This window comes from Rhizobium sp. BK379 (assembly GCF_014193955.1).
Lineage (GTDB): Bacteria > Pseudomonadota > Alphaproteobacteria > Rhizobiales > Rhizobiaceae > Rhizobium.
The window spans coordinates 487,522-505,053 of sequence record NZ_JACIAD010000004.1 but is presented as its reverse complement, the minus strand read 5'-3'; the positions used below and the strand labels follow the sequence as shown (position 1 = coordinate 505,053).

19 protein-coding genes are annotated in these 17,532 nt (G+C 59.1%); 10 read left to right on the top strand and 9 right to left on the bottom strand.

Annotated features, from left to right (window positions below; genetic code table 11):
* The first annotated feature begins 238 nt into the window (after positions 1-238).
* From FHT93_RS21340 to FHT93_RS21320, 5 genes are all read left to right on the top strand, one after another.
* The gene (locus FHT93_RS21340; RefSeq protein ID WP_246781673.1) at positions 239-1,198 is read left to right on the top strand and encodes an ABC transporter substrate-binding protein; all 960 of its coding nucleotides are present in this window, start codon (positions 239-241) and stop codon (positions 1,196-1,198) included.
* A 74-nt stretch (positions 1,199-1,272) separates the two neighbouring features.
* On the top strand, positions 1,273-2,106 hold the full coding sequence (locus tag FHT93_RS21335; protein WP_183849307.1) for an ABC transporter ATP-binding protein: 834 nt from the start codon (positions 1,273-1,275) through the stop codon (positions 2,104-2,106).
* A complete protein-coding gene (locus FHT93_RS21330) occupies positions 2,099-2,995 on the top strand; it encodes an ABC transporter permease (RefSeq protein ID WP_183849305.1) in 897 nt (298 codons plus the stop codon). Before FHT93_RS21335 ends, FHT93_RS21330 begins: the two co-directional genes overlap by 8 nt.
* An 18-nt stretch (positions 2,996-3,013) precedes the next feature.
* Positions 3,014-3,556 (top strand): NAD(P)-dependent oxidoreductase, encoded by a 543-nt coding sequence (locus tag FHT93_RS21325; protein ID WP_246781672.1) that lies wholly within the window; start codon positions 3,014-3,016, stop codon positions 3,554-3,556.
* A gap of 48 nt (positions 3,557-3,604) precedes the next feature.
* Positions 3,605-4,669 carry an LLM class flavin-dependent oxidoreductase gene (locus FHT93_RS21320; RefSeq protein ID WP_183849303.1) on the top strand — a complete coding sequence of 355 codons (1,065 nt, stop codon included), beginning with the start codon at positions 3,605-3,607 and terminating at the stop codon, positions 4,667-4,669.
* A 144-nt stretch (positions 4,670-4,813) separates the two neighbouring features.
* Here FHT93_RS21320 and FHT93_RS21315 read toward each other — a convergent pair whose 3' ends face one another.
* From FHT93_RS21315 to FHT93_RS21280, 8 genes are all read right to left on the bottom strand, one after another.
* Positions 4,814-5,221: a DUF2000 family protein gene (locus tag FHT93_RS21315; protein ID WP_183849425.1), complete on the bottom strand. Its 408-nt coding sequence runs from the start codon at positions 5,219-5,221 to the stop codon at positions 4,814-4,816.
* Positions 5,222-5,238: 17 nt separating this feature from the next.
* Complete coding sequence (locus FHT93_RS21310) at positions 5,239-6,612, bottom strand: aminotransferase class V-fold PLP-dependent enzyme (protein WP_210299359.1); 1,374 nt, start codon at positions 6,610-6,612, stop codon at positions 5,239-5,241.
* 52 nt (positions 6,613-6,664) lie between these two features.
* The gene (locus FHT93_RS21305; RefSeq protein WP_183849299.1) at positions 6,665-7,417 is read right to left on the bottom strand and encodes a glucose 1-dehydrogenase; all 753 of its coding nucleotides are present in this window, start codon (positions 7,415-7,417) and stop codon (positions 6,665-6,667) included.
* Between the two features lie 74 nt (positions 7,418-7,491).
* A complete protein-coding gene (locus FHT93_RS21300) occupies positions 7,492-7,854 on the bottom strand; it encodes a helix-turn-helix domain-containing protein (RefSeq protein WP_246781700.1) in 363 nt (120 codons plus the stop codon).
* Between the two features lie 83 nt (positions 7,855-7,937).
* Positions 7,938-8,903 carry a 2-enoyl thioester reductase domain-containing protein gene (locus FHT93_RS21295; protein WP_183849295.1) on the bottom strand — a complete coding sequence of 322 codons (966 nt, stop codon included), beginning with the start codon at positions 8,901-8,903 and terminating at the stop codon, positions 7,938-7,940.
* Between the two features lie 27 nt (positions 8,904-8,930).
* Positions 8,931-9,557: an NAD(P)H-dependent oxidoreductase gene (locus FHT93_RS21290; RefSeq protein ID WP_183849293.1), complete on the bottom strand. Its 627-nt coding sequence runs from the start codon at positions 9,555-9,557 to the stop codon at positions 8,931-8,933.
* A 37-nt stretch (positions 9,558-9,594) separates the two neighbouring features.
* Positions 9,595-10,485: an NAD(P)H-binding protein gene (locus tag FHT93_RS21285; RefSeq protein ID WP_183849291.1), complete on the bottom strand. Its 891-nt coding sequence runs from the start codon at positions 10,483-10,485 to the stop codon at positions 9,595-9,597.
* Between the two features lie 92 nt (positions 10,486-10,577).
* Positions 10,578-10,955, bottom strand: a complete 378-nt coding sequence (locus FHT93_RS21280; protein ID WP_183849289.1) for a hypothetical protein — start codon at positions 10,953-10,955, stop codon at positions 10,578-10,580.
* Positions 10,956-11,164: 209 nt separating this feature from the next.
* Between FHT93_RS21280 and FHT93_RS21275 the strand changes: the two genes are divergently transcribed.
* The 5 genes from FHT93_RS21275 (at position 11,165) to FHT93_RS21255 (ending at position 15,465) form a co-directional block, all read left to right on the top strand.
* A complete protein-coding gene (locus FHT93_RS21275) occupies positions 11,165-11,494 on the top strand; it encodes a MarR family winged helix-turn-helix transcriptional regulator (RefSeq protein WP_183849287.1) in 330 nt (109 codons plus the stop codon).
* A gap of 50 nt (positions 11,495-11,544) precedes the next feature.
* Complete coding sequence (gene panE / locus FHT93_RS21270; RefSeq protein WP_183849285.1) at positions 11,545-12,474, top strand: 2-dehydropantoate 2-reductase; 930 nt, start codon at positions 11,545-11,547, stop codon at positions 12,472-12,474.
* A 275-nt stretch (positions 12,475-12,749) separates the two neighbouring features.
* A complete protein-coding gene (locus tag FHT93_RS21265) occupies positions 12,750-13,658 on the top strand; it encodes a LysR family transcriptional regulator (RefSeq protein WP_183849283.1) in 909 nt (302 codons plus the stop codon).
* Between the two features lie 180 nt (positions 13,659-13,838).
* Positions 13,839-14,579 carry an SDR family oxidoreductase gene (locus FHT93_RS21260; protein WP_183849281.1) on the top strand — a complete coding sequence of 247 codons (741 nt, stop codon included), beginning with the start codon at positions 13,839-13,841 and terminating at the stop codon, positions 14,577-14,579.
* Between the two features lie 199 nt (positions 14,580-14,778).
* Positions 14,779-15,465 (top strand): SDR family NAD(P)-dependent oxidoreductase, encoded by a 687-nt coding sequence (locus FHT93_RS21255; RefSeq protein ID WP_183849280.1) that lies wholly within the window; start codon positions 14,779-14,781, stop codon positions 15,463-15,465.
* 917 nt (positions 15,466-16,382) lie between these two features.
* Here FHT93_RS21255 and FHT93_RS21250 read toward each other — a convergent pair.
* A complete protein-coding gene (locus FHT93_RS21250) occupies positions 16,383-17,276 on the bottom strand; it encodes a LysR family transcriptional regulator (RefSeq protein WP_183849278.1) in 894 nt (297 codons plus the stop codon).
* Positions 17,277-17,532 lie beyond the last annotated feature (256 nt).

Genomic DNA, 17,532 nt, shown 5'->3' with positions numbered 1-17,532 from the left:
GCCTGAAAACGGAACGCGAGCATGTTGATCGATTTAATCGAGATTAATACCCTCGACTGATCTCACGCGCCTCCTCTTCCGGAGGAATGCGTGAAGAGCTGTGCATGCATAGCTTTTCGACACCGCAACGCCTAATACAGGAACACGCATGCCGCAGCGTCAATTTTCAAAAAGCCGCCGCCATCTCAATTGGCCTAACGCGTTATTCCCAATCGCGGCTTCATTCGGTCTCATCGCCATGCTGGTGCCCGGGGAAGCTGCGGCCGAGGGCAAGATCCGCATCGCTCAGCAGTTCGGGATCTCCTACCTGACGCTCGATGTCATTCGCGATCAGAAGCTCATCGAGAAACATGGCAAGGAGGCCGGTCTCGACATAACGGTTGAATGGGCAACGGTGTCCGGTGCAACGGCAATGAACGAAGCTCTTCTTTCCGACAATCTCGATATCGCAGCTGCCGGCGTGCCGCCGGCGCTCACCACCTGGGATCGGACAAAGGGGCGCCAGGACGTCAAAATGGTCGCAGCGCTCGGCGCCCAGCCCAACTACCTCCTGACGACCAATCCCAATATCCATTCTTTGAATGACTTTGGGCCCAACGATCGGATCGCGGTGCCTGCGGCCGGCGTCGGCTTTCAGTCCCGCACGCTTCAGATCGAAGCTGCGAAGGTATTCGGCAAGGACAAGTTTCAGAAGCTAGACGATATCACCATCAGCCTGCCGCATCCGGACGCGACCGCGGCACTGATTTCCGGCGGAACGGAAGTGAACTCGCACTTCTCCTCCGCACCCTTTTATTATCAGGCGCTGCAGGGCAACAAGGCAGTTCACAAGGTCATCAGCTCCTATGATATTCTTGGTGGTCCGGCGACGTTCAACGTCCTCTACGCCACCACCGCTTTCCACGACAAGAATCCCAAGACCTATGCTGCGTTCTATGCAGCACTGCGTGATGCCGCGGATTGGATCAGCACGCACAAGGCAGAAGCCGCTGACACCTTCATCCGGGAGCAGAAATCGAAGCTCCCACCGAAACTTGTTCTCGATATCCTCAATGATCCGGAGAATGATTTCTCGATCGTGCCGAAGAACACCTTCATCTACGCTTCGGAGCTCTACAAGATCGGCGTTTTGAAAAACGAGGCTAGCTCGTGGAAGGATTATTTCTTCCCGGAGGCGCAGGGCGACAACGGCAGCTAAGCACTCATCGGGCCAACCTGATCATGCAGTAGCGCGGCCCTCCGAGGCCGCGCAGAGCGTTTTGTGGAGAGAGTATGGACGGCACATCTACCAAACCCTTCAGCCGCGCTGCTGGTTCAACGCAAGCGCCGCTTCTATCGGTAAAGGGTGTCACGCTGGAGTACGCGGCACCCGGACGGATCGTACGCGCGACCCAGAATGTCTGCTTCGACGTCTGGGAAGCGGATCGCTTCATCCTGCTCGGCGCTTCCGGCTGCGGCAAATCCACCCTGTTGAAAGCCGTCGGCGGTTTCCTTGCGCCTGCCGAAGGACAAATCCTGCTTGATGGTCGCCCGGTCACCGGGCCGGGCCCGGATCGCGTGGTGGTGTTTCAGGAATTCGACCAGTTGCCGCCCTGGAAGACCATTCGCGAGAACGTGGCGTTCCCTGTGCGGGTCTCCGGTCGCCTTGGCCGAAAGGAGGCTCTCGAAAGAGCTGACTATTATCTGGAAAAGGTGGGATTATCTCGTTTTGCCGGGGCCTATCCGAACGCCTTGTCAGGAGGCATGAAGCAACGTGTTGCAATCGCACGGGCCCTTGCGATGGAGCCACGTGTCCTGCTGATGGATGAGCCCTTTGCAGCGCTTGATGCGCTGACCCGACGCAAGATGCAGGAAGAACTCCTGGCACTGTGGGAAGAAGTGCGCTTCACCCTGCTCTTCGTCACCCATTCCATCGAAGAGGCTTTGGTCGTCGGAAATCGGATCGCACTGTTGTCTCCGCATCCGGGCCGCATGCGTGCCGAAATCAACAGCCATGAATGGGACCTGCAAAGCGGCGGAAGTCCTGAGTTTCAGTCCGCCGCAACCCGCATTCATCGCCTTCTGTTCGACGAGGCGCCCATTGCAACGGAAATCGATCATGCGTGACGCTGCTACCGCTGGGCCTGGTATACGGCCGACGCCGCCGATTAGACCTGAATACGAGCTGATGCCTGAGCCGATCGCCGGAAGCTCCATCGAACGGCGCGTGTCGCTGTCGCGGCGGCTCTGGCAGCAGGCATGGCTACGTAAAGCTCTTATCCTGATCCTTCTCGCAACCTTGTGGGAGATTGTCGCAAGAATTCAGGGCAATGACCTTCTCCTGCCGTCATTCACGGAAACACTTCAAGCCTTCTTCGAGGATATCGCCAATGGGGTTTTGCCTGGCCGGGCAGGCAATTCCATCGATGTTCTGCTGAAAGGTTATGTCGCGGGGGTCGTTCTTGCCTTCGTCCTGACGTCGCTTGCGGTATCCAGCCAACTCGGTCGCGATTTCCTGTCGACCTTGACCTCCATGCTCAATCCTTTGCCTCCGATCGCTCTCCTGCCTCTCGGGCTTCTGTGGTTCGGGCTCGGCCAGGGAAGTCTGATTTTCGTGCTGATCCATTCGGTGCTCTGGCCGCTTGCTCTCAACATGTATACGGGCTTCACCAGTGTACCAGAGACCCTGCGCATGACGGGCCGCAATTATGGCCTGCGCGGATTGCGCTACGTCTTCCTTATTCTTGTGCCGGCAGCACTGCCGTCGATCATCGCGGGCCTCAAGATCGGCTGGGCCTTCGCGTGGCGGACATTGATTGCCGCGGAACTCGTCTTCGGCGCGTCCTCGGGCCGCGGCGGGCTGGGCTGGTACATTTTCCAGAACCGCAACGAGCTCTACACCGACCGAGTGTTCGCCGGCCTGATGACGGTCATCCTGCTGGGCCTCCTCATCGAGAATGTCCTGTTCCGGCAGCTGGAACGACACACGATCCTGAAATGGGGCATGACGCGATAGTATGGCTGGCAAACGACAATGACACAGGAAAAATATATCGGTACGGCGGTCGTCAACCGCCTGAAGCCGTTCGGTTTCCGGATCCTCGGTTACGATCCAGGTCAGCCGCCCGGCCATGAGAAGGCTGTCGGTTATGAGCGTGTGGACCGCCTTGACGATATTCTTGCCCAGTCGGACATCGTCACACTGCATTGTCCGGCAACGCCCGAAAGCCGTGGCATGCTGGATGCCGACGGTCTTGCACGGCTGAAACCAGGGGCAATCCTCGTCAACACCGCACGCGGAGAATTGCTAGAGGACCTCGACGCACTCGAAGCGGCTCTGCGCAGCGGCCATCTTGCGGCAGCGGCGATCGACACGCTGACACAGGAGCCGCCGGGCCACCATCCCCTCTTGTCCGCGTGGCGAGATCGTGAGGACTGGCTTGCCGGGCGGCTTGTCATCACGCCCCACAACGCTTTTTATTCCGACCACGCTGCCGTCGAAATGCGTACCAACGCCGCGCGGACGGTCAAAATCCTGCTTGATGAAGGCCGGTTGCGAAACCGTGTTACGGCCTGATCATTTTGCGACTTTCCACGATCCGATCCGAACGATCCAGGTACAACCATGACCAATAACTCCGAATTCCTGTGGTACATTCCAAACGACGTCAAGGCGGGCCATAGAGGCGATGCTGCCGCCGAAAATCACAACAGTCTGGAAGCGTTGACAGCGCAGGCTATTGCACTGGAGGAGCATGGGTGGAAAGGGGCTCTTATTGGCACCGGATGGGGCCGCCCCGACACCTTTACGATCGCAGCAGCCCTTGCTGCACGCACCACCACATTCGAACCGTTGATCGCTGCCCGACCTGGTTACTGGCGGCCTGCGAACTTCGCTTCCGCTGCCGCAACCCTTGACCAACTGACTGGCGGCCGGGTTCGCGTCAACATCGTCTCCGGGCAGGACGACCTCGCCGCCTATGGCGACGAGGAAGGCGACCAGACTCAGCGCTATGCACGCACGAAGGAATTCATGCGGCTGATCCGCCGGCTATGGACCGAGGAGAATGTGACATTCCACGGCCAGCATTTCCGGGTGACCGGCTCTACCGTTGCGCCACGGCTTGATGTGCGCAGCGGGCGCCGTCATCCCAAGATCTACTTTGGCGGCGCATCAGAGGCGGCCGAACAAGTGTCGGCGACAGAAGCCGACGTGCAGCTGTTCTGGGGGGAGCCTCTCGATGGCGTACGGGAGCGGATCGAGCGCTTGAAGACACTCAGCAACGACTTGGACCGCGATCTCCCGCCCCTGGAGTTTGGACTAAGGATAACGACCCTGGTGCGCGACACGAGGGAAAAGGCATGGTCCGATGCGGAAGCGCGCGTTGCGAAGATGGCCGAGGGCAAAAGCGGTAGCTGGAACGATCACAAGGCTGGTGCCGTTGGCCAACAGCGCTTGCTCGATCTGCACAAGCAAGGCGATGTGCTGGACGACAATCTCTATACCGCACCCGGAAAATTCGGTGGCGGTGGTGCCGGCACGACTTGGCTGGTCGGTTCGGCTGAAGATGTCGCCGGGTCGCTCAGAAGATACAGAGAGCTCGGCATCACGCATTTCATTCTGTCCGACACTCCGTATTTACAGGAGATCAAGCGGCAGGGTGAGCAATTGCTGCGGTTGCTGCGATAGAATTCTGGACACGCCCTCTTTAGGTGATCTTCTGCTACGACCGAGGAATACCAGCATGCTTTCGCCTTGAACCAATATGGACCCGCGACCCGATTGCCCAAGGCGTGCTCTCCTCAATTGAGGTCAATCACTTTGCCTACTCATTTAGTGCCGTAGAGATGCGCCCTTGGTTATCTTGTCGACAACAGACCGTTCCGCTCGAACGGCGATGCCGGCTAGCTTTGCATCCTCCAGTGCAAATCTGGAAAAGACCTCACGGTTTGCGACATCATCGCTCGTTGAAAACATTTCCTCGATAAAGGCAGCGGCCGGGACGTCACGCGACACCGCGCGCTGGTGTACTTTCGAAAGGAGCGACGCGTCTGCCGAGAGAACGATGACCGGTTGGACGGACAGCGCCAGGAACTTGCGGCCATCCCGGTCCAAGTAGGCTTGACCGATCATCTCCGCGTATGCGGCGCCTATCCCGCTCATCAGAAAGGCTGTGACATTGAGCTTCTGCCAGGTTTGCAGATCGCTTCGAACGATGACAGCAACTTTGGTGTCGTGCACGGTCAGAGACGTTTCGCTCACTGGGATACCTCTTCACGCCGTGCCTGGCCTTGAAGGCGGATCAGGAGAGCAATGAGGCGGCCGATGTCGTCGTCCGTCGTCCTCCAGGAGGACACACTGAGCCGGAATGCAGCGCGTCCGTTCCAGATGGTGCCGCCGAACCAGGCTTCACCCGATCTCTCGACCTCGCTTCTGATCCAGTTCGTCGTTTGATCGCTCGATGCCCGGACCAGGACCTGGTTGAGCGCAACGCGGTTGAGTATCTCGAACCCCGCTGCCTCCAGTTCTGTAGCGAGGCGCTTGGCCTGCGCAATATGTCGCTCGACCAGTTCGGCGACGCCAGTACGGCCGAGTGCCCGCAGAGCGGCCCAGACCGGAATCCCTCTTGCCCGTCGAGAAAACTCCAGTGTCAGGTTCTTCTGGGCCTTCTTTGATCCGGACGCATAGATGGCATCGCTGTTCATCGCTTCGGCGAGCGCGTCGGCGTCCCGGCAGATCGCCATGGCGGAGTCATAAGGCGTGTTCAGCCACTTGTGCCCGTCGGTGGTCCAGCTGTCGGCCAGCTCGATGCCTTCGGTCAGGTGGCGGCTTGGGGCGGATGCTCTTGCCCAAAGACCGAACGCTCCGTCCACATGGACCCAAGCGCCTGCGGCCTTGGCGGTCGATATAATTTCCGGGAACGGGTCGAATTCGCCGGTATTCACTTCGCCCGCCTGGAGGCAGACAATCGTCTTGTCGTCCACGACAGGCAGTCTCGCGGGATCTACCCTGCCAAAGGCGTCCACCGGAGCAAGCAGGATATCTTTCTTTCCGAAGCCGAGAATGCGCAAAGCCTTCAAGACGACGATATGGATCTTTTCGGAGACGACAACCTTGAGCGCGGGTGCACCGATCAGTCCGTCCTCGTCGAGATTCCAGCCATGCTTCTTCAGCAGCGAGCGGCGTGCCGCCGCAAGGCAAGTGATCCCGCATGCCGTAGCAGAGGTTCCAAACCCGACCGCACTCTCCCGAGGCAGGTCGAGTATTTCCAAAATCCACTGCGCCGCGACTTCCTCGACCTTGGCCGAAACCGGCGAGGTCATGGCAAGCGTCGCGCCCTGGTCCCAGGCCCCGATCAACCGGTCGGCGGCTGCGGCGGCCGGCAAGGCCGCTCCGACCACGAAACCGAAATATCGCGGGCCGTTGCTCGTCACCGTAGCAGGCGAGCCGGCGTCGTCCAGAAGCGCCAGCCCCTCCGCCGGGGGCCTGCCTTCTTTCGGGAGGTCTTCCGAGAACCTTCCAAGGCCATCGAGTGCTTCCTGGTCAGGGAAAACCCGCCTGGTTTGCACCGATCCGATATATCGGGCCGCACGCGCGTCTGCGTCGGCCATGAGTTCAAGTTCGTCCTGCATCATTGCTCCTTGAACGGAGCGCTACCTGGTTGGCGCACTCCGGTTTTTCTGTTCAGATCTGTTCGGCGCCGCCATCGACCTGCAGGTCGGCCCCGTTGACGAAACTTGCCGCGTCGGAGGCGAGAAACGCCACCGCGTTGGCGATTTCCTCCGGTCGACCGAGGCGGCCAAGCGGAATGCGGCTCCCCAGAAAATCGTAGCGGCTCTTCGTGTCGCCGTCGGGTCCGGCGAGGCCAGCGAGACCGGGAGTCTCCGTCGAACCCGGGCTGACAGCATTCACCCGGATATGTCGATCTTTGAGATCAAGGACCCAGCAGCGGGCGAGGCTTCGAATTGCAGCCTTGGTGGCACTGTAAATGCTGAGCGCAGGATCCGCGGTGAAAGCCGAGACGGACGAGGTCAATACGATCGAGGCTCCGTCGACGAGCAGTGGAAGTGCTTTCTGAACGGTGAAGACCAACCCGCGCACGTTGATGTCGAAATGCTTGTCGAAGTGCTCCTCGGTGATCGCGCCAAGCGGAGCGCCCTCTGCAACCGCCGCATTGGCAAACAGAATGTCGATCTTTCCGCGGCGCTCCCTGACCGTTTCATAAAGCCGGTCAAGATCCGTATTGATTGAGACGTCCGCCTGAACGGCGACGGAGTTCGGACCGAGAGCCTCGACAGCCGCCTCCAGTTCGGCCGGCCGCCTGCCCGTGATGAACACGAATGCGCCTTCATCAACGAACTTCTTCGCTGTCGCCAAACCGATGCCGGTGCCGCCGCCTGTGATCACAGCCGTCTTGCCGTTGAGTATGCCGGTCATGTCATGTTCCTCTTCTCTTGTGTATATACACATCTAGTTGCATGTTTGGTTGGTCGGCTGGCGTTTACGCCAGGTCAAACTTCGCGTCGGAGTTCTTTGGAGCGGCGCCCCCGCGCGGCCTGGATTTCCGTATGGTGGTTTTCCGCCCAGGATATCATACCTGCGAGAGGCTCGAGCATTGTCGTCCCAAGCGGAGCGAGGCGATACTCCACAGCCGGGGGCTTGGTCGGGAAAACGTGCCGCGTGATGATCCCGTCTTCCTCAAGGTTACGCAGGGCAAGTGTCAGCGAATGTTTCGAGATATCCGGTACCGCCCGCCGCAGTTCGCTGAAACGCTTCGGGCCGTCGGCGAGCGCCATGATCATCAAGGTCGTCCACTTCTCGCCAAGACGGTCTAAGACATCTCGTACCGGGCATCTTGCCGTCACGACAGGCATGGCAAGCCAGCGTTTGAAACTGGCGACAACTGGGTCATGTTCATTCATGGCGTTCTCCTAGCGCGTTGTTTTTCAGGTCACGATCAGGAACGGAAATCCAGAAGCACTCTCCTGCCCTGTGTCGCCAAGGACAGAGCGGCTCTCGCCTCCTCCGGGCGGAAAATCCCGGCAAAGGGCTGCTTGACCCGTCCGACGTCATCGATTCTGAGGAGCGCCTGAAGTGCCGGAACGATCTTCTTCAAGTTCTCCTCCGAGCCCTCGAAGAAGCCCCGGATGGTTATTTCCTTGAAGGTCAGGTTCCCGACCGGAAGCTCCATCGGGGCCTTGCTGATCGCTCCGTAACTCACGAAGTGCCCCCTGAAATCGATGAAGGAAGCAACCTGGCCGCTGACCGGCCCTCCGACGACATCCAGGCCGAGCCGGATCGGAATATCCGCAATCGAAGCCTTCGCCGCCTTCAGGTCGCTTCCGGTCTCGAAGACGAAGTCGCATCCTGCTGCCCTGACCACCTCGATATCCGCTGTTCGTCTTACGAGGCCGATCGTCTTCAGTCCCCGGAATTTTGCGATGGCAATAAGCCATCGCGCGACACCTGAGGTCGCGGCGCTGAAGACGACACCGTCGCCCGGATTCATATCGACGAAGTCATGGAGCAGCATCCAAGCAGTGCCACCGTTGATCGTGAGGACTGAAGCTTGTTCCGATGACATTTCGGGAGGGACGACCACGAGGTCGCTGGCATTGACGACCAGCCGCTCCCTCCAGGTCTGCGACCCGAAAGGGAGTATGACGCGGTCACCGACGTTCAGGCCTGTGGCGGCCTGCCCGAGCTGCAACACGGTTCCCGCGCCTTCCGTGCCGAGTACGGCGGGCGGTTCCGGCTTCCACGGGTAGATACCCCAGGGCACCATCAGATCGTTGAAGTTGATCGGCGCGTAATCGACCTTGACCAGAACCTCGCCCGGCCCGGGTTGACCCGGCTCCTCAACGTCGAGGAAACTTGTTCCTTCCACGGCGTCTCCGTACTTGATGAGGCTTATGGTTTTCATCGTCATGCTCCGGAAGGCGACGGTCGGTCAGATCGCCGGGAAAAGCTGTTCTGCTGGCTTGCGAACCTTCGCGAACGCGGCCGCCGGATCGTCCGATGACCGCTTTCCAAGGGTGACGAAAGCTACGGTGGTCAGGTTCTGGGCGCGAAGCCCGAGGATCTCGTCGATACGCGGGCGGTCGAGACCTTCCATCGGACACATATCGATTCCCGCCTCCGCCGCGGCAGCTACGAAGACGCCTAGCGCCAGATAAGCCTGCTTCTGCGCCCACTCGTTGCGCATGTCCTTCGTAAACGGAGCGAGGTAGTTGTTGATGAAATCCTCGCGCGGCTTGAGCGCCGAACGGTCGACCGAACGGGTCTTGGCCGCGTTATCGATAAACCGTGCCACGGTGTTCTCGTTAATATCCGTTTCGGAAGCGATGACGAGAAGATGGGAAGCTTCGACGACCTGCGGCTGGTTGAAGGCGGCGGCTCTCAAGCTCTCGCGCAGGGCCGCGTCTTTCACGACGATGAACTTGTAGGGCTGAAGACCATAGGATGACGGCGCAAGCCGTACCGACTCCAGAAGGTCGTTCACTTCAGTATCGCTGAGTGTCTCAGGCGCGAACTTCTTGGTCGCGTAACGCCATTCCATGGACTGTACGATGGACATGGGTATTCCTTTTCAACGGTTGGGATCTGGTTTGATTTCAGTGCACGGCGCTGGGAAGCAGGCGCTCCAGGTTGGCAAAGAGGAAGTCGTGCCAGCCGAGAGGCTCGTGGCCCGTTAGTTCGGCGACCGCCCCTGAGACATCAGAGAGCCTGCCGTCACGCTGGTTCGCATCGGTCACGGCCAAGGTCGCGACGTAGGAAGGCGGGAGTCCTGCGGCCGTCCACAGGCCAGGTAGCTCTGACGGCTTGGCATCGACCACCTGGATCGTCCTCCCCAGGAAGTCAGAGAGGATCCCGGCGATTTCCCGCGTCGTCTGATAGGCCGGTCCGGTAAGGTCGACGACACCGCCATCCGCACGGAGGAGAGCCCGGGCTGCCGCCCGGCCCGCATCGGATCTCGCCAGATACGAAATTCGGCCGTCGCCTGCCGCCGAGAACCACGTCCCGGTCGATGCGACATGCCGAAGAAGCGGTAGAAGGTTTTCGAAGTACCAGCTGACGCGAAGGATGGTGTGGTCGATCCCACTGTGTTGCAGGTCGGCTTCCATGATGCGGTAATCGTCGGCGAACGGGATCGCCGAACTTTCCGCCGGGTTTGGCATCGAGGTGTAGGCGACGTGACCAACGCCCGCGGCGAGCGCCGCCTGAAGCGCGTTCCTGTGTTGCGTTACGCGAGCACCAGTCAGCGAGAGGTGGTCGGTGGACACGATCAGCAAGCGGTCGACGCCCGCCAATCCGCTCGTGAGGGTCGATGGGTCGTCGAAGTCGAGCCGACGGATGTCATCCTGCGCAATCGCCGTGGTGCTTAGTGACGACGGATCCCGGGTCCCGAGCACAAGACGTCTGACGCCGGCAGTCCTCAACTCTTCCGCTGCGATCCGAGCGAGCTGACCACTCGCCCCCGTGATGCCGTACGTGATTTCCGTCATGAGAACCTCGGTCTTCGTTTGAGTTCTGGTCTCATTTAAAGACCCCGCGGCAGGCGTTTAAGGAGGCAAAAATTTTTGCCCTCCCAGTTTTTTCAGATGGCGAGTTTCCGGTCGTCTTGAGGAAGCAGCTCACCAAGCCGGGTGGCAAACGCCAATGCTCCGCCGAGAGGCGCGAAGCCGATGTTCAGCTTCTGGGCCCTGTTGTCCTCGTTCCAGTCAATGACCACGATTGCGTGGACGGTTCGTCCGCCAACGAGATCGGCATCGTATTCCAACAAGGTGCGTGAATCGTCGATGCGCTTGATGTAGGTGGTGGTCTGCTTCTCATAGATCCCGGCCCCTGCCCTGATAATCCGCAGGACGGCATCCTTTCCGATCACGGGTTCGCGGATCGTGTTGCTGGTCAGAACGACGTCATCGGCAAGGTCTTCGAGGAATGGGTGGCGCTTGGCGCCGGTTGTCTCGGTCATCTTAGGGCTCCATATGTGTATCTACACAGTTCAGCGCGTTTTTTCGGATGAGCGACTAGAAGTAGCAATCAATTGACAGTGTGTAAATACACAGTTAGAAAAGTTTCATGACACAGTTACCAGGTTACGACACGTGCCACTGCCTCGCCCTACGAAGGGGTTCCAGGCAAATTACACGATTATACGATGCGGCCCTTCGACCGGTCGGCATGACAATTTCACAGTTCTCCCTTCTGAGCGTCATCGACAATCATCCGAACATAAGGGTCAGCGATCTCGGCGAGATCATGGTCATGGAGAGGACAACCCTCCTCCGGAACCTAAAGCCCCTTCAGATCGAAGGCCTGGTGACGGCTAGCCGGGCTAAAGGTGAGCGGGGTCATGTCTTCAACCTCACGACCCAAGGAAAAGCCAAGCTCGATCAAGCCGTTCCGGTCTGGAATGCGGCTCAGGCCACCTTCGAAAAAGAGTTCGGGGCCGATAGGGCTATCCGCCTCAGAGACGACAATCTCGCCGTCAGCGCAATATCGGCGCTTTGATCGGCCCACAAAATCCTTCTGCAACCGGGCGCCGCCCGAGGAGATATTGCATGCGTATTCTGGTCATCGGTGCTGGGAGCATCGGCGGATATTTCGGGGGCCGCCTTCTCGAAGCCGGGAGGGATGTCACTTTCCTTGTGCGCGAGAAACGGGCAGAGCTTCTCGGGGAAAAAGGTCTGAACATCAAGAGCAATGCGGGTGACCTGCATATCGAACGGCCGACGACCTTACTTGCCTCTGAAGTCTCGGACCCATACGATCTCATAATCCTGAGCTGCAAGGCTTATGACCTTGAGGATGCGATCGCTTCCCTCTCACCCGCTGTCGGTCCGAAAACGGTCATTCTGCCACTGCTGAACGGCATGAGACATCTTGATGTGCTGGACGAAAAGTTCGGAGCCGATCGCGTTTATGGTGGACAATGCATGATCTCGACCACGCTCGATCATGACGGCGGCATAGTCCACATGGGCGATCTTCAGAGCCTGGTGTTCGGCCCCCGGACAGAAAATCCGGCGATTGAGGCGGCGAAGGTTCTTGAGGCGTTAACGGGAGCTGTATTCGATGTTCGCCAGTCGGATCAGATCGAACAGGAGATGTGGCAGAAGTGGGTATTCATCGCGTCGAGTGCGGGGATCACCACACTGATGCGCGCCGCTATCGGTGATATCGTTGAAGCAAACGGTGCGGTCCTGGTCGAGCAGCTGGTTGAAGAATGTAGCGCGGTCGCAGCAGCCAACGGTCATGCCCCCACTCTGGAGTCCAAACAAAGAACCCTTGCCATGTTGACGGCGAAGGGGTCGCCTATGACGGCGTCCATGCTCAGGGACATCGAGGCGAAGGGACGCATCGAAGCAGACCACATTATCGGGGACATGATCGCTCGATCTCCAAACGCGGCTGCACTTCCGGTTCTCCGGACTGTCTTCGTTGGCCTTAAAGCTTACGAGGCTCGAAGAGCAAGGGACGTTAACGCCTAAATTTCGACGGGGCCGGCGGGGCAAACGCTTGTATGTTGGAAGTCTTGATGGGATCCTAACCGCTGACCCGTTAGACTGGGCGTGTAGCGCGTGCGGCCGAGCCGTGGCGCGAAACAAGGCAATCGTGCTCCGGGCCCCCTTAAGCTCTTTTTGAACTAGACTTAGCGAATTTATGATCCCAGTTTTGCACAGATCGACCGGCACCCTTCTCCCTCGGCCAACATTTCGTTATGTGTGCCAAGGGATACCCGGTCACTATACAAAGGACGACCACCGTGGATCGCTTTTCATCGCTGCGGCTGTTCGTTCGTGTGATCGAGCGTGGCAGCTTTTCGCATGTCGGGCGAGAAATGGGTATCGGCCAGCCGGCGGTGAGCAAGCAAATCGCTGCACTCGAGTCCCGTCTCGGCGTGCCGCTCCTCAATCGGACGTCGCGCGGTCTAAGCCCGACGGCGGCGGGACAAGATCTTTATGAGTCCGCACTTCGGATCCTCGACGACCTTGAGGAAACCGAGCTTCGGATTGGACAGAACCGGAGCAGCCCTGCGGGTCTGGTGCGGTTGGCAACGCCGCCAGCCCTTGGCCGTATGTACATTATTCCTCGGCTTCCCGCCTTCATGCAGCGCTACCCGAACATCTCGATCGATCTATCTCTTTCGGAGCGGCGGGTCGATCTTGTGGAAGAACGGATAGACATTGCGCTACGCGTCGGACCTTTGGCCGATTCTTCTCTCATTGCTCGCAAGATCGGTGACCTGCACATGGCTGTCGTGGCCACACCTGCCTACCTCGAACGCTTTCATATGCCCACAAGTCTCGACGAGCTACGCTCCCATAATCTGATCGCTGGTCAAAGCCAGGGCGCAACACAGGCCTGGAAGTTCAAGTACGCGGACGGAGCCCTTCTCCTCGAACCGCAGGGCAACTTCCGATCCAATGACGCTGAGGATCAACGTGCGGCCGTGCTGGCGGGGCTTGGCATCGGCTATGGCGGTCGGGCCATGTTCGCCGCCGACATCGATGCTGGCGCGGTGGTCCCAATCCTCCAGAACTACATCCCGGCCCCCTCGCCGATCCATGTGATTTCCGCAGGCGGCAGACGAATGCCGGAACGTATTCGCGTTGTCATCGACCTTCTGGCCCAGATCTGCGCCGACGAGCCGTCTTTACGTATCGCCTCCTGATCCATTCCCGGCAGGAATAGTTCGTAGTCCCCGAACCCGCCTACGGCGGCCGAGTTAGCGTGACTATTTTCGGCTGACGTTGCCGCGGATCAAAGCGGACGTCGGCGACGAACGTGCGCGAAAGCCCATGGCTGCTCACGGAAATTAGACCGCTTGCTCGCTACCTGAACGGAGTTGAAAATGATCGATCTTACCCTCAAAAAGGCGCTTGTGACCGGCGGTTCTCGCGGTATCGGAGCAGCAATTGCCCGGATGCTCGCCACACATGGCGCCGATGTCGCCTTCACGTTCCAAAATTCGACTGAGCGCGCGATGGCCGTCGCTGCCTCAATCGAGGCCCATGGCCGGCGCGGAATAGCGATCCGGGCCGACAGCGCTGACCCGGCGGCGATCCACCGGTCGGTGGATGAGGCAGTAACAGCGCTTGGCGGCCTCGACATCCTGGTGAACAACGCTGGTATCGCGCTCTATGGAGCGATTGCCGAGATCAAGGTCGAGGATATTGACGCGCTTCTTGCGGTCAATGTCCGCGGACCCATCCTTGCCACACAAGCTGCCATTCCGCACCTCGGTCCCGGGGGACGGGTTATCACGATCGGTTCGGCTGGCGCCGATCGTATCGTCGGCTCGACGGGCACGATCTACTACATGACGAAGTCTGCATTGCAGTCATTCACCCGCGGCCTTGCCCAAGAGCTCGGACCGCGCGACATCACGGCCAACCTTATCCAGCCGGGCTCGACCGATACCGACATGAATCCGGCAGACGGAGAGTACTCCGAATTTCAGCGTAACCTTGTTCCGTTGGGCCGGTACAGCGCACCTGCCGACATTGCAGCTGCCGTCGCATTCCTGGCGAGCCCAGCAGCAAGGCAGATCACTGGTGCGATCCTCAATGTCGATAGCGGCCTGAACACCTGATTCCAAAGTCTCGTCTTCGGTCAGCCGGCCGCCGCGCCTCAGCAGTGGTCATTACATCGCCGAGGAAGCGCCTGAAAAGGTCACGGGCTATCTGCTCGAATTCCTGAACTCGGTGAAGGCGAAATGAGGAGCCCGTTTAGCGATGGGCCGAGGTTCAGCCAGACCGATATCGGGAACACCAATCAGAAAGGATCCTCCCGTGAGTGAATTAATCGGTAAGCGCGCACTCGTGACAGGTGCGTCACGCGGGATCGGCGCTGCGATCGCCGTCGCCCTGGCGGAAAAAGGGGCGGATGTCGTCATCAGCTACGAACGCTCCGCCGATCTTGCCCAGAAGGTTGCGAACGTTATTGAAGGCAAAGGACGCCAAGCCTTTGCTGTTCAAGCCGACAATGCCGACCCGGAGGCAGTGAAGCGCCTGGTCGAGCAGGCCATCGAAAAGCTCGGCGGGATTGACATCCTCGTCAACAACGCCGGCATCGCCCGGGCCGGCGCGCTTCCTGACATGCGTTTGGAAGACATCGACGCCTTGCTCGCCGTCAATGTTCGTGCGGCACTCTTAGCGTCCCAGGCGGTTATTCCACACCTGCAGGAAGGTGGACGCATCATCACCATTGGCTCCTGCCTTGCCGAGCGCGTGCCATACGGCGGCCTGACGGCCTATTCGATGACCAAGTCTGCGATCCTGGCTTTTACGAAGGGGCTTGCGCGCGATCTCGGGCCGAAGGGTATTACCGTCAATACGGTCCAGCCGGGCCCTATCGACACCGACCAGAACCCCGCCGAAGGCGGACAGGCCGATGTCAATCGCAGCCTGACCGCGCTCGGACGGTACGGCAGTGCTGCGGAGGTCGCGGCAGCCGTGATCGCGCGGATCTCCTCGTGACTGCAAGCCTCGTCCAGCGCTTCAGGCAGCATGCCGTCGGCGTCGGTTGCGATTGCGCGAACGCGGATCCCGAGATAGTCCGCCAGCGGACGCACCACATGATAACAGACCTCTTCAGCCGCCAGGATCGCTCCGGGGCCAACAGCGCTCATGAGTGCCAAGGTGAAGGCGGAGGACGAGCCGTTGGTCAGGAGCACATTCTGTGATGACACTTTAAGGCCGAGGGTCTCCAGCCATCGAGCCGCTGCTTCGTTGTGGCGGGGGAAAATCGTGTTGGGCCGAAAAGATAGGGCGGAGGCAGGCGTCATCATGTCACCAAGCGAATGAAGCGCTGCTTTCATGCGATCGAGCTGTCGTTGGGTGCACACAGGTGTGACGATCGAAAGGTCGACCACATCCGCACTGCCGTCAGTCATATAGGGCGGCTGGAATGAAGGGCCGCTTGGTTTGACATAGGTACCACGGCCGACCTCGCCCGATACGAGACCGCGGCGCGCCAAGATGTCGTACGCCTTGCTGATGGTCTGAATGGAGAGCTTGAGGTCATAGGCGAGATCGCGATGCGCCGGCAGCTTTTCATCTGCGGCGAGGCGACCGTTCTTGATCGCCGCGGAGAACTGGTCCGCAAGGGAAATATAGACCGGGCGCCGTAGCAGGCCGGCATTGGGCTGCCATTTTGTCATGCATTTGTCTCGCTCAAAAGCAGGACAATTTCAATAATGAATATGCCCGGCAGGCAACCGCTGCGTTCGTAAACCAGTGTGCTTGATCTGATTTAGCGCTTCGATAAGTCGCAGATAGCCCGGAGTAATTCCATAGAGCGCCTTGAAGAGATTCGAACCGGCGACAACGCAGGCGGATTTGGCTGCATTTCAATGACGTCGCTTTCCCGGTCGATCAGCTTCGATCTTTTTCATTCAGCTTCTGTACCGTAGCGCCTCGACAAACAACGCGAACGCAGCGGTGTGCTGGCGCCTGCTCGGATAATACAGGTGATATCCCGAAAACGGGGGGCACCAGTCTTCCAACACCCTAACCAATCGACCATCCTCAACGTATTGCGCAACTTGATTTTCGAATGTGTAGGCGAGTGCCAGTCCGTCCAGAGCAGCAGCCTCAAGCATCAGGCCGTCGTTCATGATCAGCGGGCCGTTCATTCGGACCTGAAGCTCTTCTCCATCTCGCTCGAATTCCCACGCGTAGAGACCACCACCTGTTCTCTGCCGATAGCTAACTCCGAGGTGATTGCCGAGGTCGCGAGGTGTTTCAGGCACACCGCACTTTGCGAAATAAGAAGGCGATCCAACAACTGCCATACGCAGATCTGGTCCTACGCGAACAGCAATCATGTCCTTCTGAACCTGTTCACCAACCCGGATACCGGCGTCGAAGCGATCGGCTACGATGTCTGTCAGACCCTCATCGACCATAATCTCCATTTCAATATCGGGGTATTCTGCCAGAAACTTCGTGACAACGGGCCATAGGACACTCGTTGCCGCATATCGAAAGGTCGTGACGCGGATTGTGCCGGTTGGCTTGTCCCGTAACGCAGAGATGGCGGCAATCTCATTCTCGATGTTCTCAAACGATGGGCGAAGGTTCCGCAGCATGCGCTGACCGGCATCTGTCAATGACAGGCTTCGCGTTGTCCGGGAGATCAGCCTTACGCCGAGCTTCTGTTCCAGCATTCGCACAGAGTAGCTGACAGCAGACTGGGAGAGCCCCAGTTTGGCGGCGGCTCGCGTAAAGCTGCCGGCCTCCGCGACAGCGATGAACGCTGCAAGTTCGCTGAAGTCTCCGTGTCTCATTCATGAATCCCGTTTCTAAAGTGAAGTCGATAATAGGGATTTTCTAGGCCAGTGTCTGCATCTTCGCGCTTTGAGTCATGCCAGTCACTGCGCGCACCCCTGCGCGTGCTGACACCAGCAATATGTAAGCGGCGAAACATCAAGGCTTTAGCCGACTGATTTAGAAGTCCGATTTCTAACGTCATGCGGATAACGCTGCCTAATCTCTCCTTGGCCGCAGAGCTAGGTTCCACCATCGATACCTGGGTTCGAAAGG